Source organism: Pigmentiphaga sp. CHJ604, assembly GCF_036972535.1.
Taxonomy (GTDB): domain Bacteria; phylum Pseudomonadota; class Gammaproteobacteria; order Burkholderiales; family Burkholderiaceae_B; genus Pigmentiphaga; species Pigmentiphaga daeguensis.
Map to the genome: position 1 here is coordinate 5,854,451 of NZ_CP136998.1, position 25,086 is coordinate 5,879,536.

23 protein-coding genes are annotated in these 25,086 nt (G+C 68.2%); 10 read left to right on the plus strand and 13 right to left on the minus strand.

Going from position 1 to position 25,086, the window contains the following annotated elements; all coding sequences use genetic code 11:
• Positions 1 to 6: 6 nt before the first annotated feature.
• From R4823_RS28235 to R4823_RS28250, 4 genes are read left to right on the plus strand one after another with little or no spacing between them, the layout of a single operon-like run.
• The gene (locus R4823_RS28235; protein WP_217896311.1) at positions 7 to 984 is read left to right on the plus strand and encodes a tripartite tricarboxylate transporter substrate binding protein; all 978 of its coding nucleotides are present in this window, start codon (positions 7 to 9) and stop codon (positions 982 to 984) included.
• 7 nt (positions 985 to 991) lie between these two features.
• The gene (locus R4823_RS28240; RefSeq protein WP_254914604.1) at positions 992 to 2,251 is read left to right on the plus strand and encodes a CaiB/BaiF CoA-transferase family protein; all 1,260 of its coding nucleotides are present in this window, start codon (positions 992 to 994) and stop codon (positions 2,249 to 2,251) included.
• Positions 2,252 to 2,287: 36 nt separating this feature from the next.
• On the plus strand, positions 2,288 to 2,686 hold the full coding sequence (locus R4823_RS28245; protein WP_087839067.1) for an OB-fold domain-containing protein: 399 nt from the start codon (positions 2,288 to 2,290) through the stop codon (positions 2,684 to 2,686).
• Positions 2,683 to 3,843: an acetyl-CoA acetyltransferase gene (locus R4823_RS28250; protein WP_087839066.1), complete on the plus strand. Its 1,161-nt coding sequence runs from the start codon at positions 2,683 to 2,685 to the stop codon at positions 3,841 to 3,843. The genes R4823_RS28245 and R4823_RS28250 overlap by 4 nt, the downstream gene beginning before the upstream one ends.
• 65 nt (positions 3,844 to 3,908) lie before the next feature.
• On the opposite strand, the gene R4823_RS28255 is transcribed toward R4823_RS28250, so the two are convergent.
• The 8 genes from R4823_RS28255 to R4823_RS28290 all read right to left on the minus strand — a co-directional run bounded on the left by R4823_RS28255 (position 3,909) and on the right by R4823_RS28290 (position 13,501).
• Complete coding sequence (locus R4823_RS28255) at positions 3,909 to 6,311, minus strand: TonB-dependent siderophore receptor (RefSeq protein WP_338616960.1); 2,403 nt, start codon at positions 6,309 to 6,311, stop codon at positions 3,909 to 3,911.
• A 132-nt stretch (positions 6,312 to 6,443) separates the two neighbouring features.
• Positions 6,444 to 7,553 (minus strand): FecR domain-containing protein, encoded by a 1,110-nt coding sequence (locus R4823_RS28260; RefSeq protein WP_338616961.1) that lies wholly within the window; start codon positions 7,551 to 7,553, stop codon positions 6,444 to 6,446.
• The gene (locus tag R4823_RS28265) at positions 7,550 to 8,086 is read right to left on the minus strand and encodes a sigma-70 family RNA polymerase sigma factor (protein ID WP_176400748.1); all 537 of its coding nucleotides are present in this window, start codon (positions 8,084 to 8,086) and stop codon (positions 7,550 to 7,552) included. Before R4823_RS28265 ends, R4823_RS28260 begins: the two co-directional genes overlap by 4 nt.
• Positions 8,087 to 8,206: 120 nt before the next feature.
• Complete coding sequence (locus R4823_RS28270) at positions 8,207 to 9,217, minus strand: nitronate monooxygenase (protein WP_338616963.1); 1,011 nt, start codon at positions 9,215 to 9,217, stop codon at positions 8,207 to 8,209.
• The gene (locus R4823_RS28275) at positions 9,207 to 10,424 is read right to left on the minus strand and encodes a CoA transferase (protein ID WP_338616964.1); all 1,218 of its coding nucleotides are present in this window, start codon (positions 10,422 to 10,424) and stop codon (positions 9,207 to 9,209) included. Before R4823_RS28275 ends, R4823_RS28270 begins: the two co-directional genes overlap by 11 nt.
• Entirely contained in the window at positions 10,421 to 11,125 is a 705-nt protein-coding gene (locus tag R4823_RS28280; protein ID WP_338616965.1) for an alpha/beta fold hydrolase, read from the minus strand. The genes R4823_RS28275 and R4823_RS28280 overlap by 4 nt, the downstream gene beginning before the upstream one ends.
• Entirely contained in the window at positions 11,122 to 12,630 is a 1,509-nt protein-coding gene (locus tag R4823_RS28285) for a carotenoid oxygenase family protein (RefSeq protein ID WP_338616967.1), read from the minus strand. Before R4823_RS28285 ends, R4823_RS28280 begins: the two co-directional genes overlap by 4 nt.
• Positions 12,631 to 12,661: 31 nt before the next feature.
• The gene (locus R4823_RS28290; protein WP_338616968.1) at positions 12,662 to 13,501 is read right to left on the minus strand and encodes an alpha/beta fold hydrolase; all 840 of its coding nucleotides are present in this window, start codon (positions 13,499 to 13,501) and stop codon (positions 12,662 to 12,664) included.
• 177 nt (positions 13,502 to 13,678) lie between these two features.
• On the opposite strand from R4823_RS28290, the gene R4823_RS28295 reads away from it, so the two are divergent.
• Positions 13,679 to 14,641: a tripartite tricarboxylate transporter substrate binding protein gene (locus tag R4823_RS28295; protein WP_132980197.1), complete on the plus strand. Its 963-nt coding sequence runs from the start codon at positions 13,679 to 13,681 to the stop codon at positions 14,639 to 14,641.
• A 24-nt stretch (positions 14,642 to 14,665) separates the two neighbouring features.
• Here the strand turns inward: R4823_RS28295 and R4823_RS28300 are convergent, their stop codons facing one another.
• The 3 genes from R4823_RS28300 to R4823_RS28310 all read right to left on the minus strand — a co-directional run bounded on the left by R4823_RS28300 (position 14,666) and on the right by R4823_RS28310 (position 18,326).
• Positions 14,666 to 15,802 (minus strand): crosslink repair DNA glycosylase YcaQ family protein, encoded by a 1,137-nt coding sequence (locus R4823_RS28300; protein WP_176400745.1) that lies wholly within the window; start codon positions 15,800 to 15,802, stop codon positions 14,666 to 14,668.
• A gap of 269 nt (positions 15,803 to 16,071) precedes the next feature.
• Positions 16,072 to 16,998 carry an aldo/keto reductase gene (locus tag R4823_RS28305; RefSeq protein WP_087839055.1) on the minus strand — a complete coding sequence of 309 codons (927 nt, stop codon included), beginning with the start codon at positions 16,996 to 16,998 and terminating at the stop codon, positions 16,072 to 16,074.
• Positions 16,995 to 18,326 (minus strand): MFS transporter, encoded by a 1,332-nt coding sequence (locus R4823_RS28310; RefSeq protein WP_338616969.1) that lies wholly within the window; start codon positions 18,324 to 18,326, stop codon positions 16,995 to 16,997. Before R4823_RS28310 ends, R4823_RS28305 begins: the two co-directional genes overlap by 4 nt.
• Before the next feature lie 193 nt (positions 18,327 to 18,519).
• Between R4823_RS28310 and R4823_RS28315 the strand changes: the two genes are divergently transcribed.
• Positions 18,520 to 18,924 (plus strand): DUF4878 domain-containing protein, encoded by a 405-nt coding sequence (locus tag R4823_RS28315; RefSeq protein ID WP_087839053.1) that lies wholly within the window; start codon positions 18,520 to 18,522, stop codon positions 18,922 to 18,924.
• Positions 18,921 to 19,523 carry a YiiX/YebB-like N1pC/P60 family cysteine hydrolase gene (locus tag R4823_RS28320; protein WP_165963249.1) on the plus strand — a complete coding sequence of 201 codons (603 nt, stop codon included), beginning with the start codon at positions 18,921 to 18,923 and terminating at the stop codon, positions 19,521 to 19,523. Before R4823_RS28315 ends, R4823_RS28320 begins: the two co-directional genes overlap by 4 nt.
• On the opposite strand, the gene R4823_RS28325 is transcribed toward R4823_RS28320, so the two are convergent.
• Positions 19,520 to 20,098 carry an HD domain-containing phosphohydrolase gene (locus R4823_RS28325; RefSeq protein ID WP_338616971.1) on the minus strand — a complete coding sequence of 193 codons (579 nt, stop codon included), beginning with the start codon at positions 20,096 to 20,098 and terminating at the stop codon, positions 19,520 to 19,522. The genes R4823_RS28320 and R4823_RS28325 overlap by 4 nt on opposite strands.
• A gap of 161 nt (positions 20,099 to 20,259) precedes the next feature.
• Here R4823_RS28325 and R4823_RS28330 point away from each other — a divergent pair, with 161 nt between their 5' ends.
• Entirely contained in the window at positions 20,260 to 21,507 is a 1,248-nt protein-coding gene (locus tag R4823_RS28330) for an MFS transporter (protein ID WP_087839051.1), read from the plus strand.
• On the opposite strand, the gene R4823_RS28335 is transcribed toward R4823_RS28330, so the two are convergent.
• On the minus strand, positions 21,504 to 21,992 hold the full coding sequence (locus tag R4823_RS28335; protein ID WP_279817113.1) for a YaiI/YqxD family protein: 489 nt from the start codon (positions 21,990 to 21,992) through the stop codon (positions 21,504 to 21,506). The two genes, R4823_RS28330 and R4823_RS28335, sit on opposite strands and share 4 nt — an antisense overlap.
• Before the next feature lie 120 nt (positions 21,993 to 22,112).
• On the opposite strand from R4823_RS28335, the gene R4823_RS28340 reads away from it, so the two are divergent.
• Positions 22,113 to 23,162, plus strand: coding sequence for a Fic family protein (locus R4823_RS28340; protein ID WP_087839049.1), 1,050 nt, complete (start codon positions 22,113 to 22,115; stop codon positions 23,160 to 23,162).
• Positions 23,163 to 23,588: 426 nt separating this feature from the next.
• On the plus strand, positions 23,589 to 24,758 hold the full coding sequence (locus R4823_RS28345; protein WP_338616974.1) for an STY4528 family pathogenicity island replication protein: 1,170 nt from the start codon (positions 23,589 to 23,591) through the stop codon (positions 24,756 to 24,758).
• The last annotated feature ends 328 nt before the right edge of the window (positions 24,759 to 25,086 follow it).

Below are 25,086 nucleotides of genomic sequence, written 5' to 3' on the forward strand. Positions count from 1 at the left end.
GACGACATGACGATGCGCATCCAGCGTGCCCTTGCCGTGCTGGCCAGCGCGGCGGGCATGGCACTGCCCGCCCTGGCCCACGCCCAGAACTTTCCCACCCAGCCGGTCAGGATCGTCGTGCCGTTCCCCCCGGGCGGCACCACCGACATCCTGGCCCGCCAATTGGCGGCCGAGCTGCAGAAGAACTGGGGCCAGCCGGTCGTGGTGGAGAACCGCGCGGGCGCCAGCGGCACCATCTTCTCGGAGCAACTGGCGGGCATGCAGCCCGACGGCTACACGCTGATGCTGACGGCCACGCACCACGTCATCAATCCCGGCCTGTACAAGAACCTGCGCTACAACACGCGCACGGACTTCACGCCCATCGCCCAGGTCGCGGCCGTGCCCAACGTGCTGGTGGTGAACCACGCCTTCCCGGTGCGCACGGTGCAGGAGCTGATCGCCTACGCCAGGCAGCATCCCGGCAAGGTGGACTTCGGTTCGGCCGGCACCGGCGGCGCCAATCACCTGTCGGGCGAGCTGTTCAAGTCCATGACCGGCATCCAGATGACGCACATCCCCTACAAGGGCGCGGCGCCGGCGCTGAACGACCTCTTGGGCGGACAGATCCCCGTGATGTTCGACTCGGTGCCGGGCGTGATCCAGCACATCAAGTCCGGCCGCCTGCGGGCCCTGGGCGTGACCTCGCTCAAGCGTTCGCCGGCGCTGCCGGACGTCCCCACCATCGACGAGGCGGGCGTGAAGGGTTTCGAGGCCACCGCCTGGTTCGGCCTGTACGGTCCCGGCCGCATGTCGCCCGAGCTGGCGAACCGGCTGTCGGCCGACGTGCGCAAGGCCTTGTCCAGCGCCGCGGTGCGCAAGGAGTTCGCGGCGCAGGGCGCCGAGCCGGGCACCATGACGCAGCCCGAGTTCGCCGCGTTCGTCGACGCCGAGCTCAGCAAATGGTCCAAGGTCATCGCCGACGCCAACATCAAGATCGACTGATTCCGACATGTCTTCCGAAACCACACGGGCCGCCATGGGCGGCCAGACCGGCGCGCTGTCGCACATTCGCGTCCTGGACCTGTCGCGCATCCTGGCCGGACCCTGGTGCACGCAGAACCTGGCCGACATGGGCGCCGAAGTCATCAAGGTGGAACGCCCCGGCACCGGCGACGACACCCGCGCCTGGGGGCCGCCGTGGGTGCGCGACGCCCAGGGCGCGGACACCACCGACTCCACCTACTACGCCGCCGCCAACCGCGGCAAGAAATCCATCACCGTGGACATCGCGCGGCCCGAGGGGCAGGCGCTGGTGCGGCGGCTGGCGGAGCGGTCCGACGTGGTGGTCGAGAACTACAAGATCGGCGACCTGAAACGCTACGGGCTGGACTACGACAGCCTGTCGCGCATCAACCCGCGCCTGGTCTATTGCTCCATCACGGGCTACGGGCAGGACGGCCCCAGCGCCCACAAGCCGGGCTACGATTTCGTGTTCCAGGCGCAGGGCGGCCTGATGAGCATTACCGGCGAGAACGACCAGCTGCCGGGCGGCGGGCCGCAGAAGGTCGGCGTCGCGATCGCCGACGTGATGACCGGCATGTACGCCACCATCGCCATCCTGTCCGCCTTGCAGCATCGCACCGTATCGGACCGCGGCCAGTACATCGACATGGCGCTGCTGGACTGCATCGTGGCCCTGGGGGGCAACCAGGTCACGGGCTACTTCGCCAACGGCAAGGTCCCGCACCGTTACGGCAACGCCCACGCCAGCCTCGTGCCCTACCAGGTGTTCGCGGTGGCCGACGGCGAGATCGTGGTCGCGGTGGGCAACGACAAGCAGTGGCAGCAATACTGCGCCGCCATCGAACGCCCGGACCTGGCCGGCAACGAACGCTGGAAGAAGGTGACCGGCCGCATCGTCGGCCGGCAGGAACTGGTGCCCGAGCTGGCCCGCACCATGCTGGCCCGGCCGCGCGACGAATGGATCGCGCGGCTGGAGGCCCACGGCGTGCCCTGCGGCCCGATCAACGACTACGCCCAGGTGTTCGAGGACGCCCAGGTGCGGCATCGCGGGCTGCGCGTGGACATGCCCAAGGCCGACGGCGGCATCGTGTCGACCATCGCCAGCCCGCTGCGGCTGCGCGGCACCCCGCCGGCCTACGACCGGCCGCCGCCCGTGCTGGGCGACTCCACCGACGCCGTGCTGCGGGAGCTTCTGGGCTGCAGCGAAAAAGACATCGCCGCCTACCGCCGCGATGGCATCGTGTGATGCCCGCGCCCCGACATCCCGCTTTCCATTGAGACCATGGATTCCCGTACCTCCGCCTCCGCAGCGCCGGCCTCGCCGCTGGCCATCTTCCGCGACCACCTTTCCCGCGGCGAACTGGCCTATCAGTACGACCCGGCCAGCGGCCGGCCCGTGTTCCATCCGCGCGTCATCGGCCCGGGCACCGGCAATGACGACCTGCAATGGCGCGTCAGCACGGGCAAGGGCACCATCCATGCCGTCACGGTCATCAGTCCTCGCGGCGAAGCGCCCTACAACGTCGTGCTGGTCGACATGGACGAAGGCTTTCGCCTGATGAGCCGGGTCGAAGGCTTGGCGCCCGAAGAGGTCCGCATCGGACTGCGCGTGCGCATGCAGGTACACCAGCCGCAGGATGGGCAGCCTCCCTATCCGGTCTTTCGCCCGGAGGCCGCATGAACTCCCAAGCATTGAAGCGCGGCGCCTGCGCCATCGTCGGCGTGGCGGAGTCGGACCTGGGCGAAGTCGCGGCCGGGTTGTCGCCGCTGGATCTCATGGGCCAGGCGACTTCCCGCGCCCTGCGCGACTGCGGCCTATCGCTGCGCGACGTCGATGGCGTGTTCGCCACCACCTCGCAAAGCCGCATGCCTACCCTGGCGCTGTGCGAATACCTGGGCATCGCGCCGCGCTACCACGACGGCACGAACATAGGCGGATGCAGCTTCATGTCCATGGTGGCGCACGCGCAGCTGGCGATCCAGGCCGGCCTGTGCGAGGTCGCGCTGATCGCCTATGGCAGCACCCAGCGCAGCGCCGGCCGCAGCAACGTGGCCGCGCCCGACGTCAATCCCTACGAGGCCCCCTACCGGCCCATCTACACCGCCAGCTCGTACGCGCTGGCGGCCTCGCGCCACATGCACCAGTACGGCACCACGCGCGAACAGCTGGCGCAGGTCGCGGTGGCCGCGCGGCAATGGGCCCTGCTCAACCCCGTTGCGTGGGAGAAGACCCCGCTGACCGTGGACGAAGTCCTGGGCGCGCGCATGCTCAGCCATCCCCTGACCGTGCGCGACTGCTGCCTGGTCACCGACGGCGGCGGCGCGCTCATCGTGACCTCGGCCGCACGGGCGGCCACCCTGCGCAAGCCGCCCGCCTACATATTGGGCGTGGGCGAACACCTCAGCCACTATCACATCACCAGCATGCCTGACCTCACGGTCACCGGCGCCGCGCAGTCGGGCGCGGCGGCCTACGCCATGGCCGGCCTCGGTCCGCGCGACATCGACGCGGTCCAGGTGTACGACGCCTTCACCATCACCACGCTGCTGTTCCTGGAAGACCTGGGCTTCTGCCCCAAGGGCGAGGGCGGCCGCTTCGTGGCGGACGGGGCGATTGCGCCGGGCGGCAGCCTGCCCGTCAATACCAACGGCGGCGGGTTGTCGTACTGCCATCCCGGCATGTATGGGGTGTTCGTGCTGATGGAGGCCGTGCGCCAAGTGCGCGGCGAAGCGGGCAGGCGCCAGGTGGCGGGCTGCGAGACGGCCATCGCGCATGGCAACGGCGGGACCTTGTCCAGCCAGAGCACGGTCATTCTGGGAGGCGCGGCGACGGTCTGAAGCGGCCACATGCGGCAAGGGCGGAGCGCCGGTTCCGCCTGGTGTTCGCCAGTCCCCCCTGGTGGCTACCAGCGATAGGTGGCGGTGGCTACCACGGAGCGCGCCGGTCCGTAGTAGCAGTTGCCGAATCCGCAGTTGGCGATGTAGGTCTTGCCGGCAAGATTGCGCAGGTTCAAGGCCAGGCTCCAGCGGTCGATGTCGTAGCCAAGCATGGCATCGAAGATCGTGACGGCCGGAATCTTCGCGGACGCCGTTTCGTTCTCGCCCCGGGTCGTGCCGGTATAGCGCATGCCCAGGCCCACCTTTACGCCGCTCGCGAAGCGATAGTCGCCCCATATCGACAGCCTGTGGCGGGGCACGGCGGTTGCCTGTTTGCCGATCTCGTCGGGATTGGCGCTGCCCGTGACGATGGCCCGGGGCGTGAAGCTGTAGGAAGCCGTCACGTTCAATTGGTGCGTCAGTGCGGCCGTGGCCTCGAGTTCAATCCCGCGCACCGACACCTCGCCGGTCTGGCGGGGCTGGAAGTTCACGTCGTAGGTGACGTAGTTCTGGCGCCGCAGGTCGAAGACCGCCGCGCTGTAGCTCTCCTTGCGCCCCGGGGGCAGATAGCGGACGCCGGCTTCGTACTGGCGGGCGGTCTCGGGCTTGAAGGCCTCGCCCGTCGCCGGATCGAGCGCGAGCGTAGGGATGAACGACTGCGCATAGCTCAGGTAAGGAGCCCAGCCGCCGGGCGCCAGGTACACGACCCCGCCGCGGGCGGTGAACTTGTGGTCCTTCATGATCGTCGTCGTGCCATCGGCACGGCTGAAGGTCTTGGCTTCGGCGCTGTCGTAACGGCCTCCCAGCGTGAAGACCCATTTTTCGCGCCATTTGATCTGGTCCTGGACGTAGGCGCCGGTCTGCGACAGCCGGGTGATGCCGTCGGTGTAGGGATCGGCGAGTTCCACCGCGCCGCCATAGACGGGCGCGTAGATGTCCAGCACGGGCGCGGTGCCGCTGCTGCGGCTGACCTGGTCTATCCGGGTGCGCTGGTGGTCCAGCCCGAACAACAGCTTGTGCTGCCAGTCCCCGGCTCGAACATCGGCTTGCAGTTGATTGTCGATGGCCAAGGCCGTCATCTTCTCCTTGCTGCTGAAGGGCGTACGCGACAGCAGCCGGAAGTTGGCCGGATCGAGCGCGTCGTTGTCGTTCACCGTAACGAAACGCGGGCCGCTCAGTTGCCGGTAGTCGACATCGAGATGTGCGTAGCGGGCATTCTGGCGCACGGTCCAGGTGTCGTCGAAGCGATGTTCGAATTGGTATCCGACCATTTGCTGGTCCTGGTTCAGGCGATCGAAATTGCGATCGCCGATGAACAATGAATCAGGTATCCGGGTGCCGATGGGGGTGGGCACGAGAGATCCGTATTCAGGCGCTACGCGGGTCAGCGCACCGGCACGAATGCGGCCCAATTGCGACAGCAGTGTCAGCGACGTATCGCTCGAGGGCTGCCAGGTCAACGAGGGCGCGATATAGGTATGGTCGTCCCGCATGCCGCCTTGGCCGAGCTCCCCATCGCGAACCACGCCCGTGATGCGATACAGCAGCTTGCCGTCGGCGTCCAGCGGGCCCGAGAAGTCGGCGGCGACCTGCTTGCGCCGATGGTCGCCCATCTGTACCTGCAGTTCCCGCACGGGTTCCGCCGTGGGACGCTTGCTGATGACATTGACGACGCCACCCGGGTTGCCCTGTCCGTAGAGCACGGAAGCCGGCCCCCGCAAGATCTCGATGCGTTCCGCGCCGTAGTTCTCGATCTTCCAGAGGCCGAAGTTCCCGTTGTTGCGCAGGGGCAGGCCGTCCATATAGAACCCGGGGCTGTAGGCGTCGAAGCCCCGCACGGTGATCCAGTCGAAACGAGAGTCGATGCCGTAGGGCGAGATGCCGACGCCGGGGGTGTAGCTCAACGCGTCCTTGAGTGTCGTGGCGCCGATCGCCTGGATGCGGTCGGCGGTGATCACCGAAATCGACTGCGGAGTTTCGATGATCGGCGAATCCGTCTTGCTGCCGGTCGAGCTGCGCCTGGCTACGTAGCCAGAGACCGGTCCGTAGGCATTCTCCCTTTCGAGATTGGCGGTGACGACGACCGGCGCCAGCATCGTGGCCGGACCCGAGTGCGAAGCGGCCCTCACGATCACGGTATTGCCTTCGCTGACCGCTTCCAGTCCGGTTGCGGCCAGGAGCCGGTCCAGCGCCTGCCTGGGGGTCATGCGGCCGGATACGGCCGGCGCCACCTTGCCCGCCACCAGTTCGGGAGAGAACAAGAGCTGTAGCCCGGCCTGGCGCGCCAATTCGTTGAGCGCCTGTCCAAGCGGCTGGCTGGCAAGCGAGACGTCCAGGGCGGCAGGGACCGATTGGGCAGCGGCAGGAAGGCCGGCCACCAGCATGGCGACGCAAGCCAGGGGAACGAGGATAGGGCGCAACGGCCGCATGGTTGTCGACTCCGAACAGTAATGGAAACGAGAAGCACTACTGATGTAGTCGTACGGGGCGGCAAAACCCGCATGTGTGGCGAAACAGAGGACTGGAAGTTTTTTCCGGGTGCCGGGACCCGGGTCGTTTTGTCAGCGCAGGCCGACGATCTCGGTCGTGCCGCCGCGCCGCTCCAGCCGTACCGGCAACAGTCGTGGCAGCGCCTGCGCGAAAGCCCCGGCCTGTCTCAGGTCGAAGCTGCCCCCGAGGCGCAGGTCGGCTACCGCGGGATCCCGAACTACCAGACCGGTGTCGGCATAGCGCTCGAACTCGGCCAGCGCCAGGGCCAGCGGCGTATCGCCGAAGGTCACCCGGTCCGCGCGCCAGGCACCCACGGCTTGCACGGGCAGATCGACGATCGCCTCCAGCCGGCCAGCTTCGTTGGCCGTGACGCTCTGCCCCGCATGCAGCTCGACACGGTCGCCGGCCGCCGTCTTCCGTTCTTCCTGTCTTGGGACGCCGGTTACCCGCACCTGTCCCGACTCGACCGCGACGATAGCCTTGCCCGCGTCGAGGCCGTCATGCGTATACCGCACCGAGAAGCGCGTGCCCACGACGGTGACTCGCGCGGCGCCCGCCGCGACGTCGAAGGGGCGGGTCGGATCGGCGCTGACCGCGAACATGGCTTGACCGTCCAGCAGCTTTGCATCGCGCCGATGCCGATACAGGTGCACCTGGACCCGCGTGGCGGTGTCCAACTGCAGTATGCTGCCATCGGGCAGCTCGACATCGAGGCGCTGGCCTCGGGCCGTGACGTAGTCGCCGGCGAAAACGGGTTTGCTGCGCCAGTGCTCCAAACCGGCCCAGCCCGCCATCAACACCACCGTCGCGACGGCCGTGGCCGCCCACGGCCATGCCCAGCCCAGGCGGGGCACCAGGCGAGCGGACAGAGATGGGCGAGACCGCCGGGCCGTCCCAGCTCCGGCCATGGCGGCCGGCGGGCCGCGCCGGTTCAGGCCCGTCCTGATCGATTCAATGGCATGTTCCGGAAGCGCGCTGACCCGCTGGAAGCTTTCTTCCATGGCACGATAGGCCTCGACATGAGCGGGATCCGCGGCCAGCCATGCCTGGAGCCGGCTCGCGGAGGCTTCATCCATGCCGTCCTTCCCGCGCGACACCCACAAGGCGGCCTGCAGTTCCACTTCGTCCTGAGTCTGAACGTACCCGTCCAACTCGCGCAGATCGGCGTCGTTCGGCTTCATGGAATCCTGACGCCCGGTACGTCTGCCCCGGCTTGCGGAGCATCCTGTCCCTGCAATCGTTTTTCGCAGGCGCGGCAAGCCAGCCGGCCGCGGGCCACGTGCTTTTCCACCATGCTGACCGAGGTATTCATGCGCTGGGCGATCTGGGTGTGCGACAGGCCGTCGAACACGTGCAGGACGAAGGCCTCGCGGCAACGGGGCGGCAGCGCCTCGATGGCGGAGACATAGGCTCGTACTCGTTGAGTCGATGACAGGATCGCATCAGGCTGCGACTGGGACGGTATCGCCGGATGCTCGGCCTCGGCCAGCAAGTCGATGCTTTCGTGGCCGCGCACGAGCTCGCGCCGATGCTGGTCCACCATGATATGGCGCGCCGTCTGGTACAGCAACGCCCGGGGCTCCGCGATCGGCTGCCTGCGCTGGATGGCCAGGAAGCGCGCATAGCATTCCTGCACGATGTCGGCCGCCGCATCGCGGTTGTTGACCGCTCGGGCACAGAAATTCAGCAGTTCTCTGTAGTAGTGGGCAACCACGAAGCGTCCAGGACCATGGGATGGGCGTCCCATCGACCGGCGGCGTTGGAAACAGACGGCTGACCTGTCGCGTCTAGAAGATAGGAATGGTTCGCATTATCATCGCGGTGTGAGTGGCTGTCAACGCCCGGCCGAACCAGACTTCCGATGCGCGCCGAAGAGCGGCTCCGCCGCGCCGCGCAGCAAATCGAACCGCTCGCTCGCCTGCCGGTACTCCCGCTCCAGCCGATCCACCAGTTCCGCCACGTCCGGTACGTCCCCTATCACCCCCAACCCCTGCCCCGCGGCCCACACGTCCAGCCAGCGTTTCTTCGCGAAGGGCGTGTTGCTGTCGTAGTGCCGGGTGCTGCTGGCGGCCAGCGTATCGGGATCGATGCCGTTGGCCGCCAGCGACGGCTTGAGCCAGCTCGCCGGCGTGCCGGTGATGCCGCTGCTGACGATCAACTGTTCGGTGTCGCACTCGACCACCATCTGCTTGTAGGCTTCGGGCGCCCGGCTTTCCCGGGTCGCCAGGAAGCGGGTGCCCATGTAGACCAGGTCCGCCCCGGCGGCAATCGCGCCGGCCGCGCCCCAGCCGTCGGCGATGCCGCCGCCGACCGCGATGATGCCGTCGAAGAACTGCCGCACGGCGCTGATGAAGGCGAAGGGCGACAGGCTGCCGGTATGGCCGCCCGCCCCGGCGCTGACGCAGGCCAGTCCGTCGGCGCCGGCGGCGATGGCCTTGCGGGCCAGCCGCAGGTCGATCACGTCGGCCAGCACGATGCCGCCGTAGCCGTGCACGATGTCGATGGCGGGCCGCGGGCTGCCCAGCGCGGTGATGACGATGGGCGGCCGGTAGCGGGCGACCAGCGCCAGGTCCTCGGGCAGCCGGGAGTTCGAGGAATGGGTGACCAGGTTCGCCGCCCAGGGGCCGAGCCGCGCGTGAGGATCGGCGGCGCGCGCCGCTTCCAGGCCTTCGGTGATGGCGCGCATCCATTGGTCCAACACGTCGATCGGACGCGCGTTGGGGGTGGGGAAGGCGCCCACGATGCCGGCCTTGCATGCGGCAAGCACGAGTTCCGGCCCGGACAGCAGGAACATGGGAGCCGAGACGACGGGCAGGCGCAGGCCGCGCAGGAGTTCACGAGACATGGGAGGGCACTTCTTCTTGCGTTGTGGGCAGGCGCACACACCGGGCGGCGGCCAGTTGCCGGATGTCGCGCTCGGCCAGGCCGGCTTCGCGCAGGATGTCGCCGCCGTTCTGTCCGATCGCGGGCACGGCGGGTACACGCGCCCGCGCCGACCAGGCGGGCGCGCCGGGCAGCCGCACGAGCGGGCACTCGCCCACGCCCGCCACGTCCACCGTTTCCACCAGCCCGGCGAACCGCATCTGTTCGGACGCCATGAACTGGCCGACGCTGCGCACGACGCTGGCCATGACGCCGCGCTCGTTCAGCAGGGTCTCCCATTCCTCGGCGGTGCGCGTGGACAGGCTGGCGGCGATCTCGCGGTCGAGCCCGGCGGCGTTGCGGTTGCGCGCTTCCTGCGTGGCATAGCGCTCGTCCGTATGCAGATCGGGACGGCCGATGGCCTCACAGAAGCGCTGGTACTCCGCGGGCTTGCGGGCGGCCAGCATCAACGTGCCGGCGCGCGTGGGGTATTCGCCGGTGGGGGCGGCGAAATAGACCTGTCCGGCCTCGCCGCCGCCGGTGCCGACGGCCACCAGCCGCGGCGCGAGAAAGGCTGCCATGGCGCCCATCAGCGAGATGTCCAGGCGCGCGCCGTTGCCGTGGCGCAGCTTGCCGATCAGGGCGCCGCCGACGGCCTGGTACGCGTAGAGTCCGGTGACCTGGTCGGCCAGCACGACGTTGCGCGTGCGCTGGGGTTGGCCCGCGGCATCGGCGTTCAGGGTCATCCAGCCGCAGAATGCCTGCATGATCTGGTCCACGACGCCGCGCCGGCTCAGCGGTCCGTCCTGGCCGAAGCCCGAGACCGAGGCGTAGATCAGGTCCGGCCGGCCGGCGCGCAGCGTGGCATCGTCCAGGCCCAGCCGCGCGGCCACGCCGGGACGGAAGCTTTCGATCACGATTTCGCAGCCGGCGGCGATGCGGCGCGCCACGTCCGGGCCGTCGGGATGTTTCAGGTCGAGCGCGATGCTGCGCTTGCCGAGATTGACGGTGATGGAGGCCGGCGTGTGCCCGCGATGCTGGTTACGCCCCGACCGTATCCAGTCGCCTTCGAAGGGTTCGACCTTCACCACATCGGCGCCTTGCGCGGCCAGCAGCATGGTGCAGTAAGGGCCGGCCACGCCCTGGCTCAGGTCGAAGACGCGCAGTCCCTGCAGGGGAAGCGGCATCATGATGCGTCTCCATGCGCGATCCATCGCGCCAGGACCCCGGCCAGCGCGCGGGGTTGTTCCAGCGGCACGAGGTGCCCGGCATCCGCCACTATCTCCAGCCGGCTGCCCGGCACGTCGGCCGCCAGGCGCGCCAGGTTCTCCGGCGCGACGACGCGGTCGTGGGTGGTGGTCACCAGCAGGGTCGGGTGGCGGCCGTCCAGCAGCCCGGTGCGATCCGGCCTGGCAATGCAAGCCAGGCAATGCGCGATATAGCGCTGCGCACCATAGGCCTGCACGATGGCCCGGCGCCGGGCCAGCAGATCGGGACGGGCCAGGCTGTCCGGATGGAAGGGGGCGGTCGAGGCGGCGGCCGTCTCCAGGTAGCTTCCCTGGCGCGCGCCGGCGATGGCTTCGCGCCGTTTGGCCGCCTGGACCGGCGTGTCGGCCGCCGGCCCGGAACAGATCAGCGCGATGCCCTGGATCCGTTCGGGCGCCCGATCCAGCACCGCCATCGCGACGTAGCCGCCGAACGAGAAGCCGCCCAGCCAGAAGCGCGGGGGGGCATCGCGCAGCACGTGGTCGGCCAGATCCTCCACCGTGTCCAGCGCGGGCAAGTCGGGACAGTGCGTGCGCAGGGTGTCCGGAAGCGCCGCCTTCACGTCATCGAACACGGCCGCCGTATTGTTCAGCCCCGGCAGCAGGACCAGCTCGGCCGGCGTCATGCCCAGGCCGCCGGATCGCGATGTTCGCCGTGAATGCGGTCGCCTTCCACCCAGCAGGCATGGGTGCCCACGGGGATGCGCTCCGGCAGCACGATGGTGGCCAGCGGCCCGCGCGAGATGTCGCGGGCGTCCAGCACCAGGCATTCGGACCGGTCCTGGTTCATGTCGGTGACGAACACGGTCACGTAGCCGTCGTCCTCGCCGCGCGCGCCCAGGCGGCGCGCTACCTGTGGTTCGCTGCCGTAGCGGCCGGGACCGTATTCGTAGCGCTGCACGGCGCCGGTGTGCAGGTCGAAGCGCTTCAGGCCGCGGAACAGCCACTCGCCCGGCTGGTAGAGCACGTTGTAGCTGTAGCGGTAGGGCCGGCCCACGTAGTCGTTGCTGACGACCGGGAACTCGGTGATCTCGTCGTCCAGGTACTGCTCGGTGGTGGTGCCGGTGCGCAGGTTGAAGCGCCAGCGGTGCATCATGGTGGGGTTGTTGTGCTTGTCCAGCCGCGCCTTGATGCGGGCGTAGATGTCCTTGCCGTCGGTCGCGCCCACCGGGTGCAGCTTGGGCTCGGGCATGATGCAGCCGTCCATCACGATCTCGTCGCCGTCCTCGTAGCAATTGGCCAGGTGCAGGATGTGGCAGGCCTTGGCCTCGAACCATCGCACCTGCGAGCCGTCGCCGTGGCGCGGGATCACGCCGAAGCGCGCGGGCATCTCGGGATGGAAGGTCATCTTGTGCTGCCCGCGCTTGAGCAGCTCGGGATCGAAGAAGTGCGGCGTGTCGTGCAGGATGGAATAGTTCCTGGTGATGCCCAGGTCGTGCGGCCAGCGGGCGCCCGGCAGCTCCACCGGCACGTAATGCACCAGGCGGTTGTTCCGGTCGATGACGCCGTAGTGCATGTATGGCCAGTGTTCCGGGTAGTTGAAGAACATCATCTCGCCGGTTTCCGGATCGACCTTGTAGTGCGAGCTGATGCCGTCGGGGACCTTGCGCGCCCAGTTGATGTCGGGTCCCAGCGTGTCCAGCGTGACGGGATCCAGGCGCCACGGTTCGCTGCCCTGCGACATCGTGGCCAGCAGCAGCCCCGCGTGGCAGATGATGTCGGTGCCGGCGTTGTCCTTCATCGCGCCCATGGCGCCGGACCCGCGCCGGGACGCCTTTTCGGGTTCCAGCAGGCCCGACCACAGCGACCGGCGGGCGGCCTGCTCGGCCAGGAAGCCCGTGGTCTGCACGAAGCGGTTGCGGTAGGTCGCGTGGCCGTCGTGGAAGTGCACGGCATGCAGCATGCCGTCGCCGTCGAAGGGATGGAACATGCCCAGCGGCTGGTGGATCTGGTTGTGCGTGTTGCGGATGAAGATGCCGTCCAGGTCGCGGGGGATCTCGCCGATGACCTGCAGGCTGCGGGTGTCGGCGATGTACTCGTTGAACATCGGCCGGAACGGGCCGTTCAGGAACGGATGGTCGGTGGGCTGCAGCGTGGACATCACGCCGCCGGGCAGGGTCTGTATCGTCATGGCGGTAGGCACCGGGAGGAATGGAGGCCGCTCAGGCGGCGGCGCGTTGCGGCAGGCCGTCCAGGAAGGACAGCAGCGCGGCGTTGAAGGCCCCGGGCTGTTCGGCGAAGGAATAGTGGCCGGCGCCCTCGATGCAGACGAAGCGCGCGCCGGGGATGACGGCGGTGAGCTCGCGCATGCCGTCGGGCCGGCCGACCTTGTCCTGCGCGCCGGCGATCAGCAGCGCGGGCACGCTGACTTCCCGCATCGTCTGCAGGCCGTCGTAGTTCACGATGGCTTCGATGGCCGCGCAGAAGGTGTCGGCCGACATCGACAGGGCGACCTCGCGCACCTGGTCCACCAGCGGGCCGGCCGAGCCCGACGCGAACATCGAGCGCACCACCGGTTCGGCGGCGGTACGGAAGGGCACGCCGCGCTTGAGCGGGTCGATGCGTTCCTTCAGGAAGGTGACCTTGTCCTCGGCCGACTTGCGGGCGAAGGAGCCCAGCGTGGCCGAGATCACCAGCCCGTGCACGCGGTCGCCCGCCAGGCGCTGCATGTGGGGCCGCGCCGTGCGCATAAGGCCGATGTGGCGTTGTACGCTGGCGCCCAGCCCCAGCACCCGGGCGCCCATGGCGTATTTGCGGCTCTGTTCGTCCAGGCGCAGGTAGCCCAGCGATGCCAGCGTGCCGGTGATGCGCGAGACCGTGGTCTTGGGCAGGCCCGTGATGGCCACCAGTTCCTGGTTGCCCAGGGGATGGCCGACCTCGAAGGCGGCCAGGATCTCCAGCCCCTTGGCCAGCGAGGTCATGAAGTCGCCGCGCCGGCCATCGATGCCGGCGGTCCGGGTCTTGCCGGGAGAGGATTTCCGCATATCGGGAATGATGGCCATGAAGGCTCCGACTACACAACGCGCAACCGTGTCCGGCCTGCGCATGGAATCATGCCAGATCCGCATGCCGGAACGGGGCCGGGTTGCTGTCGTCAACCCGCCGCCGGTGACCAAGAATCCTCGTCCATGGAAGCGAGGCAGGCACCGCAGCCTGACCCGCGGGAAGGAGACTCATACATGATACGCACCGCCATGCTCATCGCCGCGCTTGCCGTGGCCGCCGCCGGCCCGGCGCGGGCGGACTGGCCCACCCGGCCGATCACCATCGTCGTTCCCTATGCACCCGGCGGGCTGACCGATGCGGTGGCGCGCACCGTCGCCGAGGGCGCCGCGCGCGAACTCGGCCAGCCGGTGGTGGTCGAGAACAAGCCCGGCGCGGGCGGCAAGATCGGCATGGACCAGCTGCGGCGGGCGCCCAAGGATGGCTACACGATAGGACTGGCCGTGCCCGCCACCATGGTGACCCTGCCGCTGACCGATCCCGGCTACGGCATCGAGCCGCTGAAGGAATTCGCGCCCGTCACCATCGCCGTCGATACGTTCATGGTGCTGGTCGCCAGCAAGAAGATCCTGCCGTCGGGCGGGCTGAAGGAATTCATCGCCCTGGCCAAGAGCCGGCCGGGCCAGTTGAACTACGGCACGCCGGGGGCCGGTACCAGCTTCCACTTCAACAACGTCTATTTCGCCAACCTGGCCGGCATCCAGACCGTGCACGTGCCCTACAAGGGGGAAAGCGGCGCGCTGGCCGACCTGGCGGGCGGGCAGATCGACTACATGCTGGCCGGCCAGGGCGCCAAGACCTTCGTCGACACCGGGAAGGTGCGCGCGCTGGCGGTCGCGGCCAAGAAGCGGGTCGAGGCCTACCCCGACGTGCCGACCTTCAAGGAGGCGGGCATGGATTTCACCACCGACGGCTGGGTCGGATTCATCGCCCCGGCGGGCATCCCCCCGGCGGTGCTGGAGCGGTTGAACGCGGCGCTGGTCAAGACCATCCAGTCGCCGTCCGTGCGCGCATCCTTCGCGTCCATGGGCTACGAGCCGGTGGGCAGCACGCCCGCGTATTTCCGCAATGTGGTGCAGGAGGCGTCCAAGCGCTATGGCGCGATGATCGAAAGCGGGCAGGTGAAGCTGGCGCAGTGACGGCAGACGGCCCGCCGGGCAGCGTTACCCGCGCTGGAAACGCTCGAACCCGTGCAGCGCCTCGTCGATGGCCGTCTTCCACGCTGGCCGCTGCGCCGCGATCCAGGTCCATTTCTGCACCAGCAGCCGGCCTGCCTGGCGGTCCATCTTCAGGTCCAGCGCCGCCACGACCTGGTCGCCCACCAGCACCGGCAGCGCGAAATAGCCCAGCACGCGCTTCTCGGGCGGCACGTAGGCCTCGAAGCGGTGTTCGTAGTCGAAGAAGGCATGCAGCCGCTTGCGTTGGATGACCAGGGGATCGAAGGGCGACAGGATATGCGTGGCGGTGGCCGGTGGCGCCGGCGTGTCCAGCGCGGCGGGCTCGATCCAGTGTTGGGTCCTGGCCTGGCCCGCGATGTGCACGGGGACCAATGCCTTCTTCTTGACCAGGGTGTCGATCAGCGCGCGCACCGCGGGTTTGGCGCCGGCGTCGCCATAGCAGATCGAGTCCAGCCCGACCATGCCCTGCGAGCGCAGCGCCCGCCGCAGCAGGTATTCGGCATACTTCGCCTCGCCCACCGGCCGGGGGCGGCGTGTCCAGCCGAAGTGGCGCCTGGACAACTCGTAGGTCTTGAGCATGCCCGTGCGCTTGCTGACCGTCAGGTCGCCCACGAAGAACCCCAGCCGCAGCGCGCGCTTGGAGGGCTTGCGGCTGCCCCAGGGATGGGTCTTCTCGACCAGGGCTTCGTCGATGTCGCGGATGGACAGGGCGCCTTCATCGCGGATGCGCCGCAGCAGCGCCGCGTAGTCCGTCTCGTCCACGCCGGCGATCCAGGGCCCGGGCCGCGCGCGGCGCGCGTCCATGGCGGCGACGAATTGCCGGTAGTCGGCCGTCGGCACGTAGGCCAGCGCATGGGTCCAGTATTCGAACACGCTCTTGTCCGCCGATTGCGCCTGCTCGAGGTCGGCGCGGCGATAGCCGGGAATGCGGGAATACAGGATGTGATGGTGGCAGCGTTCGATCACGTTGATGGTGTCGATCTGCACGTAGCCGAGATGTTCGATGGCCCGGCCCACAGCCCCGGGGCCGGCGCCGAAGGGTGCCGTTGCATCCAGCCGCTGCGCGCGCAGCCAGATCGCGCGGGCCCGCGCGGCGGGCAGTTCGAAGGAAGCGGGAGCCACGGTCAGGCCCCCCGCGATGTCGGAACGGGCGCAGGATACGGTCCGCCCATCGGGCGTAGCAGGCGAAGGTCGCTTCGTGGCGGCGCGGCGTGCTGGTCCATCTCGGGGCTTCCTTTCCGGGTTCGGGCTGTATGGGCTGGATCTCGCCCGCGGCCATGGCCAGCGCCGGGGCGGGCGTGGGAGTGAACGATACACCGGATGTCGGGCTGATCCCGTTGACGCCGGGTTGGTCCACCATCCTTCCCGGCGGGAGCGGGACAGCGGCCGCGCTAAAGCTTGCCGATGTGCGCGGCCATCCGCTCGCGCATCGCGCGATCCGGCAATTCGCCGCGCGCCGCGCCCAGGTTGTCGATGGCGTTGGAGGCGCGGCTGGTGGCAGGGGTGGCGCAGGTGATGGCGGGATGGGCGATCACGAACTTCAGGAAGAATTGCGCCCACGACCGTATGCCGATCTCGGCCGCCCAGGGCGGCACGTCGTGGCCGCGCACCTTGTCCCACAGCCGCGTGCGGCCGAACGGCGCGTAGGCCAGCACCGCGATGCCGCGGTCGGCTGCCAGCGGCAGGACGCGTTCTTCCATCACGCGGTTGTCGATGGCGTAGTCCACGCCGATGAAGTCCAGCGGTTCGTGCCGCATGGCCTGCTCCAGCATGTCGTACTGCCGGGGAAAGGTGGTGGTGACGCCGGCATAGCGGATGCGCTTGTGGTCGCGCAATTCCCTGAGCAGGCCGAATTGCGTCGCGACGTCGCCCATGTTGTGGACCTGGATCAGGTCGATCACCGGCTTGCCGACCCGCTGGAACGAGGCCTCGACCTGCGCCCGTGCCTGCTCCAGGTCGGCCCGTCCGCCCCGGGCCACGTTCAGCTTGGTGGCCCAGAACAGCTTGCCGGCCATGTCGTTCTCGCGCACGATCTGCCCGGCCACTTCTTCCGAGGCGCCGTAGGCCGGGGCGGTGTCGAACACCGTGCCGCCCTGCTCGATCATGGCGGCGAAGACCTCGCGCAGCCGCTGTTTCTCGTCGCCCGCCGCGGTGCTCGAAAAGGTGGCCGAGCTGCCCAGGCCGACCACGGGCAGCCGTTCGCCGGAGCGGGGGATGGGCCGGGTGATGACCGGCGCGGAGGCATCGGCCCCCCAGGACCACGCGGGCGCGGCGGTGGCGGCCAGCGCGAGTTTCAGCGATGCGCGGCGAGTAATCATGGTTCGGTCCTTTTCTGCAAGACGGGAAAGGCGGTGGAAGCCGCTGGCTCCGTGCCCGGAGTGGCCGACGCCATGCGCTGCTGGGCGCGGCCCAGCCACAACGCCAGGCCGATCCAGGCGAAGGCCAGCGGCACGGCCACGCCGGCGATCGCGTACAACCCCATCGCCAGCCGGCCCAGCGCGCCTTCGAGCTGCGCGCCGGCCACGTCGCCGAAGCGATAGACGAAGGTGTCGATGAAGGCCTTGGCCTTGTACTTGTCCTCGCGGTCGAGCACGGTGAACAGCGTTTCGCGGGCGGGCCGCATGATGGCCCGCTGCACCGCGCGGAACGCGGCCTCGAAGGCGATCAACGCGGCCAGCGACCCGACCAGGGCCAGGCCGACGAAGCCCAGCGCGGTGGTCAGCGGCAGCAGGGCCAGCGTCACGGCCACGCCCAGCCGCTTCATCAGGTGTCCGGCCAGGACGAGCTGGATCGCCAGCGTGGCGGTCTGGGTCAGCATGTCGATGCGCGCGAACAGCGCGGTGCGTCCGTCCAGTTCGTGTCCCAGCGCGGCCACCATCTGCAGCCGCGTGAAATACAGGAAGGTCGCCATCACCGCCAGGATGACCACGTAGGCCGCGATGCCGGCCAGGTAGCGCGACCGCGCCAGGGCCTTGATGCCCTCCCAGGCGCCGCCGCCGATGCGCTCCGCGTCATGGGCTTTCCGCCCGGCGGGGGCCGCGGCGGACGGCTGGCGCGCGATGCCCCAGCCCAGCGCCAGCGCCAGCAGCAGGAAGCCCGCGGACACCAGCAGCAGGCCCGCCGTCCCCACGGCACGCACCAGCACCGACGCCAGCCATGGCCCGAAAATCGCGCCCAGCGTACCGCCCACCGAGATCAGGCCGAAGAAGCGCTTGCCCTGCTCCAGCGTGAAGCGGTCGGCCATCAGTGCCCAGAACACCATGGTCGAGAACAGGTTGAACACGCTGAACCAGACGTAGAACACCTGCCCGCTGGCCGTGCCCACGGCCGCCGGCGCCCAGGCCAGCAGCAGGTAGAAGCCGGCCAGGCTGGCGGCGAAGAACAGATAGGTCGCGCCGATGAACTGCATGCGCCGGAACCGGCTGACCAGCAGGCCGAACACCGGATTGACCAGCAGCGTGACGACGGCCGTGCCCACGAACAGCCAGCGCACGGCATCCAGGCCGCCGCGCATGCCCAGGGCTTCGCGGGCGGGGCGCAGCATCATCAGCGCGGTCAGCACGCAGAAGAAGAAGCCCACGGCCAGCGAAACGTGAAGGATCTCGCCGCGGCGGACGTTGAACAGACTCGGAAGGTCGAGCGTCATGAGCGGTTCCGGTTCGTGGGGGCCGGCCCACGCGCCGGCCCGGACAGCATATCGGTTTTCGGCCCATCAGGACCAGGAAGGCCGCCAGGATGGTGAACGATCATTGAAAGTGGGTAGTTACTGTCAGTAATCGCGCGATATCATTGCGGGGTTTGCCGGATGTCCGGCTGCATCTCGAAGAACAAGGAACCCCATGCGCCTCGCCTCCCGTCCCTATTCGATCTTCCTGCTCGCCCTGTTCGCGCTGCTGTTGTCGGCCTGCTCCGGCGGCAAGCCCGAGTCCGCCATCGAGGATTTCTATCGCGCGGCGGCCAAGGGCGACGTGGAAACGGCCACCGAGCAGATCTCCTTCGCCCAGGTGCCCGCCGCGCAGATGGTGCAGGCCAAGGGCAAGGTCCAGATGATCGTGGGCGAAATGCAGAACCGCATCAAGGCCAACGACGGCCTGGACAAGATCGAGATGGACCAGGTCACCGTCGACGAGGCGGGCAAGACCGCGCAGGTGCGGGCCCGCATCAAATACAAGAACGGCAAGGACCAGACCCAGGTCCACAAGCTGGTCAACGAAGACGGAACCTGGAAGATCCTGCTCAAGTGACGTCCGCCCGCGCCGCGCTGCGCCGGTCGGGCGGCGCGTTGCTGCTGGCGCTGCTGGGCGCGGCGGCGCACGCGGCGGACGCGCTGGCGCCCGGCGCCCGGGAGGGGGATCTGATCTTTCGCGAAGGCACCGAGGCGGTCAGCGCCGCCGTCATGGCGGTCGACCGTGGCGCCTACAGCCACGTCGGCATGCTGGTGGGCCAGCCGGGAAGCTGGCGGGTCGTGCACGCCACGCCCTCCGAAGTGCGCGGCCGGCCCGACGGCGTCGTGGTCGATACCCTGGCGTTCTTCACCGACGCGCGGCGGTCCAGGCGGCACGCGGTCTACCACGTCCAGGCCGGCGACGACGCGCGCCGTCGCGCCGTCGGCCTGGCGTTGTCCATGCGTGGACGTCCGTTCCGCATCGCCGATCCGGCGGGGACCTATTGCACCGAGCTCGTCTGGAAGGCCTGGCGCGATGCCGGGCTGGACCTGGAGGTACGGTTCACTCCGCTGGCGCTGCCCCTGATGCCGGGACGCTATCTGTTGCCGAGCGATCTGCTGGCGTCGCCCCGGCTGCGGCCGCTGGCGCAGGACGTGCCCTTGCCGGCAGGAAGCTAGGCCTGCTGCTGCGTCAGCTGCTCGAACAGGTCGAACAACCGGGGATCGCTCTTGCGCCCCCGTTCCTCGCGCATGATCCGCATGATGTCCCCGTGCGTGCGCGGCCGCTGGTAGGGCCGCGTCGAGGCCATCGCGTCATAGCTGTCGGCCAGGCTCACGATGCGCGACAGCAGCGGGATCTGCTCTCCATGCAGGCCGTCGGGATAGCCCGCGCCGTCGAACCATTCGTGGTGATGGCGGATGGCCGTGGCGACCACGCCCGCATCGCCGCAGCGAACGGCGGCGAAGATGCGCTCGCCGCGCTCGGAATGAGTCATCATCAGCTCGCGCTCTTCGGCATCCAGGCGGCCCGGCTTGTGCAGGACCGCGTCGGGAATGCCGATCTTGCCTATGTCGTGGAAGCGCGCGGCCGCGGCCAATAGTCCGAGTTCGTTCGCGGGCAGGCCGCAGGCGCTGCCCAGCATCCAGGCAAGTCGGCCCACGCGGCCGCAATGCTCGTGGGTTTCAGCACAGCGTTCGCCGAGCGCGATGAAAAGGGGATCGAGGGTGGGCTGTTCGGGGATGATGTCGGACATCGGTCGATTGCGGGACAAAATCATGCGAATTCTACCGCGCGGCGCCCGGACCCATCGTGGTACCCTGGCGCCCGGCGGACGACGGAAGCCCACCGCAGGCCTTCCGCCAGGCCGTCGTCCTCGCGCCTGATGCGCGGGGCCCAGCATGGGTGTCTGACGATATGGCTTCCCCTCCACTGGTCGATTCCAGGGCGTCCTGGATCATCGCTACCGCCGCCCTCTGCTGCCTGGGCATGACCTTCGGCGCTCCGCTCATCTCCACGGTCGGGCTCAAGGCCATCGCCGGCGAAATGGGAGGCGCCCGATCCGTGCCCGCGCTGGGAGGCTCGCTGGCCTGGCTCGGCTCCGCCGTGGGCGGCGTGATGATGGGCCGGCTCGCGCATCGCTTCGGCGTGCGCTGGACCGTGATGGCCGGTTCCGTGTCGGTCTGCCTGGGGCTGTTCATCTCCACATTGGGCGAACCCTGGCTGCTGTACATCGGCCACGGCGTCTTCATCGGATTCCTCGGCATGGGCGGCCTGAACGCGCCGCTGTACGTCTACGTCAGCCAATGGTTCGAACGCCGGCGCGGCTCCGCGCTGGCCCTGCTCTCCAGCGGAAGCTACATCGCCGGCGTCGTCTGGCCCCTGGTGTTCGAACACACCATCGCCACCTGGGGCTGGCGCGCGACCATGATGGGATACGGCCTGCTCGAGGCCGGCATCGTCCTGATGCTGGCATCGCGCTTCCTGCGGCCCGTCGCCGACACCGCCGTCCGCGCGGCGGATCGCCAGGGCGGCGAACGGTCCACCGTATTCGGGCTGCGTCCCAACATCGCCTTCGCCATGCTGGCGGGCGCGGCCTTCCTCTGCTGCATTCCCATGGCCATGCCGCAAAGCCATCTCGTCGCGCTGTGCTCCGACCGCGGCCTGCCGGCGGCCGTGGGCGCCGCGATGCTCTCGGTCCTGCTGGCCGCGGCCTTCATCAGCCGGCAGGCGTGGGGGCTCGTCGCCGACCGCATCGGCGGGTTGCGCACGGCGCTGATCAGCTCCGTGATGCAGGCCACCGCCGTTTCCGGCTACCTGTACGTGACCGAACAGTTCGGCCTTTTCACCGTCTCCATCGCGTTCGGGCTGGGTTTCAGCGCGCTGATCCCGGCCTATGTGCTGGCCGTGCGCGAGGCCTTTCCCGCGAAGGAAGCCTATTGGCGCGTACCGTCGTTGATGCTGATGAGCGGATGCGGCATGGCGGTGGGCGGGTGGCTGGCGGGCTACATGTACGACCGGTATGCGTCGTACGATCCGGCGTTCTTCACGGGCGTGCTGTCCAATGTGGCGAATCTGGCGCTGCTGGGGACGCTCGTCGTGTTGCAGTTCCGCTGGATGCGGCGGGCGGTGGCGAAGGCCGCGGCGCCGTCCGGCTTGGGTTAGGTTGAAGGCGGTGTCCCGCGAGGCCGGCCAGCCGCGGCGTTTTGCAGGAACCGGTCCAGCGCATTGCCGAACGCCCGCCGGTCCGCCTGGCTGAACGCCGCCGGCCCGCCGGTCGCCACGCCGCTGGACCGCAGTTCCTCCAGCATGTCCCGCATGGCCAGGCGCTCGCCTATGGTCGCCTCGGTATAGCGCTCGCCGCGCGGGTTCAGGACCGCCGCGCCCTTTTTCAGCACCTCGGCCGCCAGCGGAATGTCGCCCGTGATCACGAGATCCCCCTCTGCCGCCTGACCGGCGATGTAGGCATCGGCCACATCGAAGCCGCGCGGCACCTGGACCGCGTTCACCCAGCGCGACGGCGGCGTGCGCAGCATCTGGTTGGCGACCAGCGTGACCTGGACGGCGCAGCGGTCGGCGGCGCGGAACAGGATGTCCTTGACGACGGCGGGGCAGGCGTCGGCGTCTACCCAGATGCGGAGGGGATTCATGATGGCGTTGGTGTCGAGGTGATTCAGGATGATCGCATTTTCTGCAGAACGGGTGTAAATGGGTGTGGTAATGGGATAGAAACCAATAATTGGGTGTAAATGGGTGTAGGATTGGATGCCATGATTCGTACCGACACCCTCCAGATCACCCCGGAGATACTTCGCCTGATCGCCGGCATCGATGAGTTCAAGGGAGCTTGGCGCGCCCTGGGCACGCTCGCGCCGGACCGATTGTCGGCGCTGCGACGGGTCGCGACCATCGAAAGCATCGGTTCCTCGACCCGGATCGAGGGCAGCAAGCTGTCCGACCGCGAAGTCGAACGCCTGCTCTCTAACCTGCAGATCAAGTCGTTCGAGACCCGCGATGAGCAGGAAGTGGCAGGCTATGCCGAGGTCATGGAGCTGGTGTTCTCGTCCTGGCAGGACATCACACTGACAGAGAATCACATCCGGCAGTTGCACCGCGACCTGCTGGCCTACAGCGACAAGGACGCCTGGCATCGCGGCAACTACAAGACAACCACCAACAGCGTGGCCGCGTTCGACGAACAAGGCAAACCGTTGGGAGTGGTGTTCGAAACCGCCACGCCTTTCGACACACCGCGCCTGGCGGCCGAGCTGGTCGCCTGGTTCAACGAGGAGCTCGGCGCCGGCCGCCTGCATCCCCTGCTAATCATCGGTATCTGGGTGGTCGTGTTCCTGGAAATCCATCCCTTCCAGGACGGCAACGGCCGCTTGAGCCGGGTGCTGACCACTCTGCTGCTGTTGCGGGCCGGCTATGCCTACGTGCCCTACAGCTCGCTCGAAAGCGTCATCGAGCAGAACAAGGAGACCTATTACCTCGCGCTGCGCCAGACCCAGGGCAGCATCCGCACCGACAATCCCGACTGGCATCCCTGGCTGGCGTTCTTCCTGCGCGCGCTATCGCAGCAGGTACGCCGGCTGGAACGCAAGGTCGAGCGCGAGAAACTGGTGCTGGCCAGGCTGCCGGATCTGGCGTTGCAGATCGTCGAATTCGTGCGTGAGCACGGTCGCATCACCATGGCCGAGGCGATCCGCCTGACCAGCGGCAATCGCAACACGCTGAAGCAGCACTTCAGGACCCTGGTGGAGCAGGGCCATCTGATGCAGCATGGTGCTGGTCGCGGAACCTGGTATGAGCTGCGTTGAGCCGCGGCGCTCACTTCCCGATGCAGAAGCGGCGCTTCTGACGCATGCCCTTGATTTTCAAGGTATTTATGGTGGTTCCGCAACGCGCTTGGACCTATTCTTGGACCCAAATACCAAGCGTGTTCCTTGGTAGCGGCGGATGGCCCATCTTGGACGCTCCCTGCACTCTCGTCGCCGGTGCAACACGTCAGCAAGCGGTCCGATCAAGGACGGCGAACATGGCCACCGGCGCTCAGCAACGTCCAATGACTGTAGAGGGGGTTCATTTTCCCACCTCCTGACCCGGAACACCAAGGATGTTGCGCCCTGCTTCAGCCCGAAAAAACGGGAGGCACGCAGTTCGGGTTGATGGCTGCGGCAGCGGTGATGCCGGGGTGAGATGACGGCTCCTTTGGCCAGTTGGCCGATACCGACAGGAGCCCCACCATGTCACACCCAACCTCAGACATCATCACCCCGAAAGCCCTGTTGCTCGATGAGCGGCTGACACCACTGGAACGCAACGCTTGGCTGACTTTCCGTGCGCTGGCCGGCAGCGACGGCACCGTGGTTCTCAGTTACGACGCGCTGCGCGGGTACCTGCCGAGCGCGCCGGGCAGCAAGCGGGCTGCCCTTGAAACCGTGTCCAGGGCCGTGCTGTGCCTGCGACTGTCCACGTGGATTGCGCTGGTCGAGTACCGCCGCAACCCGATGACCGGCTTCTCGATGGCCAGCCGCTACGCGGTGCGGAATCAGCCCCTCGCGTTCGACGACGCCTGCATGGAGGACGAAGACTACCTGCCCCTGCTGGAACGGGCATTCGGCCATGTCAGCGCGACGATCCGCCAACTGGCGCAGTCCATTCTCGATGAGGCCATGCGCCATCCGGACAGGTTGGAAAAGCTGCCCGCAACGATGCAGGAGCGGATCAGGCGCCTACAGCACCGTGGCGACGACCATGACCCGGGCAGTCCTGGTGGCTCAACTGCGCGGGATGCCCTCGTGCCCGAAGCCAGCGGCGGCATTCCGAAACCCGTTCCGGCATCTGCGACAGCAGTACATACTGTACAAAAAGAAGTATTTAAGGAAGTACATACGTACCGGTCACCAACCGAAGTCCAGGCATCGCGGTCGGATGTGCCCATCCGCTTCCGGCAACTGCCGCAGGATCAGCAGCAGATTCTCACCGCTCGTCTCAGGGGCTTGCCTCTGGAGCAACGCCTGGCGGTGCTGGCCGAGTGGGACGTGCGCTGCGAATCAGGTGGCGTGCACAACGCCATCGCCTACCTCTACGGGTTGATCAAGAAGGCCGTGAAAGGCGTGTTCAAGCTCTGGGCGGCGCGCAAATCCACCCCACAGCAGACACCCGTGCAGGACGTCAGCAACAGCCAGCATGGCTCGCCGCCCGCTCCTTCGCCATCGTCCAGCAGCCAAGCCGCAAAGCCTGCATCGCGCGAGGTGGCGCAACGGCATCTGGATCAGATCAGGCGCATGTTGAAGACTCCATCGCTGCCCATCGGGCAGATCATCGGGTGCATGGCTGACAGCGGAATGCTGCCAACAGCCCCGGGAAACACGCCTGCTGCTGCAAGGCTGGGGCCACTGGGCTCGGCGTGAGGCCGATGGGGCCGTCACTGCCCGCCGCAGTGACGGCCCGGCGAAATGCAGCAGGAATGCGGGTTGGCGCAGCATCGCATTGATGGCTGCGCACATGATGATGCCCCGGCACACTGGCCCAGCAACAACCTGCCGGTGGGTATGAACACCGGAACCCTGGCGCAGGTTCCTACAAGCGCAGACCCGGCTCGCCGGACGGAACCATCCCAGGCACACCCAGGCTCGCTTGGTGTGCCGCCCTACCCATGGGCAGAGCCTTCCTCATCCTCGGCCTGATTCGTCCCGCCATCGTCGCAACACACATCCGCCGTTCCAGGCACTCGTTGCT

What these genes read in the sequence shown, in the direction of transcription:
- R4823_RS28250 (WP_087839066.1), top strand. Translation starts at nt 2,683, where the DNA reads ATGAACTCCCAAGCATTGAAGCGCGGCGCCTGCGCCATCGTCGGCGTG.
- R4823_RS28330 (WP_087839051.1), top strand. Translation starts at nt 20,260, where the DNA reads ATGGCTTCCCCTCCACTGGTCGATTCCAGGGCGTCCTGGATCATCGCT.
- R4823_RS28295 (WP_132980197.1), top strand. Translation starts at nt 13,679, where the DNA reads ATGATACGCACCGCCATGCTCATCGCCGCGCTTGCCGTGGCCGCCGCC.
- R4823_RS28240 (WP_254914604.1), top strand. Translation starts at nt 992, where the DNA reads ATGTCTTCCGAAACCACACGGGCCGCCATGGGCGGCCAGACCGGCGCG.
- R4823_RS28340 (WP_087839049.1), top strand. Translation starts at nt 22,113, where the DNA reads ATGATTCGTACCGACACCCTCCAGATCACCCCGGAGATACTTCGCCTG.
- R4823_RS28315 (WP_087839053.1), top strand. Translation starts at nt 18,520, where the DNA reads ATGCGCCTCGCCTCCCGTCCCTATTCGATCTTCCTGCTCGCCCTGTTC.
- R4823_RS28275 (WP_338616964.1), bottom strand. Translation starts at nt 10,424, where the DNA reads ATGATGCCGCTTCCCCTGCAGGGACTGCGCGTCTTCGACCTGAGCCAG.
- R4823_RS28270 (WP_338616963.1), bottom strand. Translation starts at nt 9,217, where the DNA reads ATGTCTCGTGAACTCCTGCGCGGCCTGCGCCTGCCCGTCGTCTCGGCT.
- R4823_RS28255 (WP_338616960.1), bottom strand. Translation starts at nt 6,311, where the DNA reads ATGCGGCCGTTGCGCCCTATCCTCGTTCCCCTGGCTTGCGTCGCCATG.
- R4823_RS28335 (WP_279817113.1), bottom strand. Translation starts at nt 21,992, where the DNA reads ATGAATCCCCTCCGCATCTGGGTAGACGCCGACGCCTGCCCCGCCGTC.
- R4823_RS28235 (WP_217896311.1), top strand. Translation starts at nt 7, where the DNA reads ATGACGATGCGCATCCAGCGTGCCCTTGCCGTGCTGGCCAGCGCGGCG.
- R4823_RS28260 (WP_338616961.1), bottom strand. Translation starts at nt 7,553, where the DNA reads ATGAAGCCGAACGACGCCGATCTGCGCGAGTTGGACGGGTACGTTCAG.
- R4823_RS28305 (WP_087839055.1), bottom strand. Translation starts at nt 16,998, where the DNA reads ATGATTACTCGCCGCGCATCGCTGAAACTCGCGCTGGCCGCCACCGCC.
- R4823_RS28280 (WP_338616965.1), bottom strand. Translation starts at nt 11,125, where the DNA reads ATGACGCCGGCCGAGCTGGTCCTGCTGCCGGGGCTGAACAATACGGCG.
- R4823_RS28310 (WP_338616969.1), bottom strand. Translation starts at nt 18,326, where the DNA reads ATGACGCTCGACCTTCCGAGTCTGTTCAACGTCCGCCGCGGCGAGATC.
- R4823_RS28345 (WP_338616974.1), top strand. Translation starts at nt 23,589, where the DNA reads ATGTCACACCCAACCTCAGACATCATCACCCCGAAAGCCCTGTTGCTC.
- R4823_RS28325 (WP_338616971.1), bottom strand. Translation starts at nt 20,098, where the DNA reads ATGTCCGACATCATCCCCGAACAGCCCACCCTCGATCCCCTTTTCATC.
- R4823_RS28245 (WP_087839067.1), top strand. Translation starts at nt 2,288, where the DNA reads ATGGATTCCCGTACCTCCGCCTCCGCAGCGCCGGCCTCGCCGCTGGCC.
- R4823_RS28290 (WP_338616968.1), bottom strand. Translation starts at nt 13,501, where the DNA reads ATGGCCATCATTCCCGATATGCGGAAATCCTCTCCCGGCAAGACCCGG.
- R4823_RS28285 (WP_338616967.1), bottom strand. Translation starts at nt 12,630, where the DNA reads ATGACGATACAGACCCTGCCCGGCGGCGTGATGTCCACGCTGCAGCCC.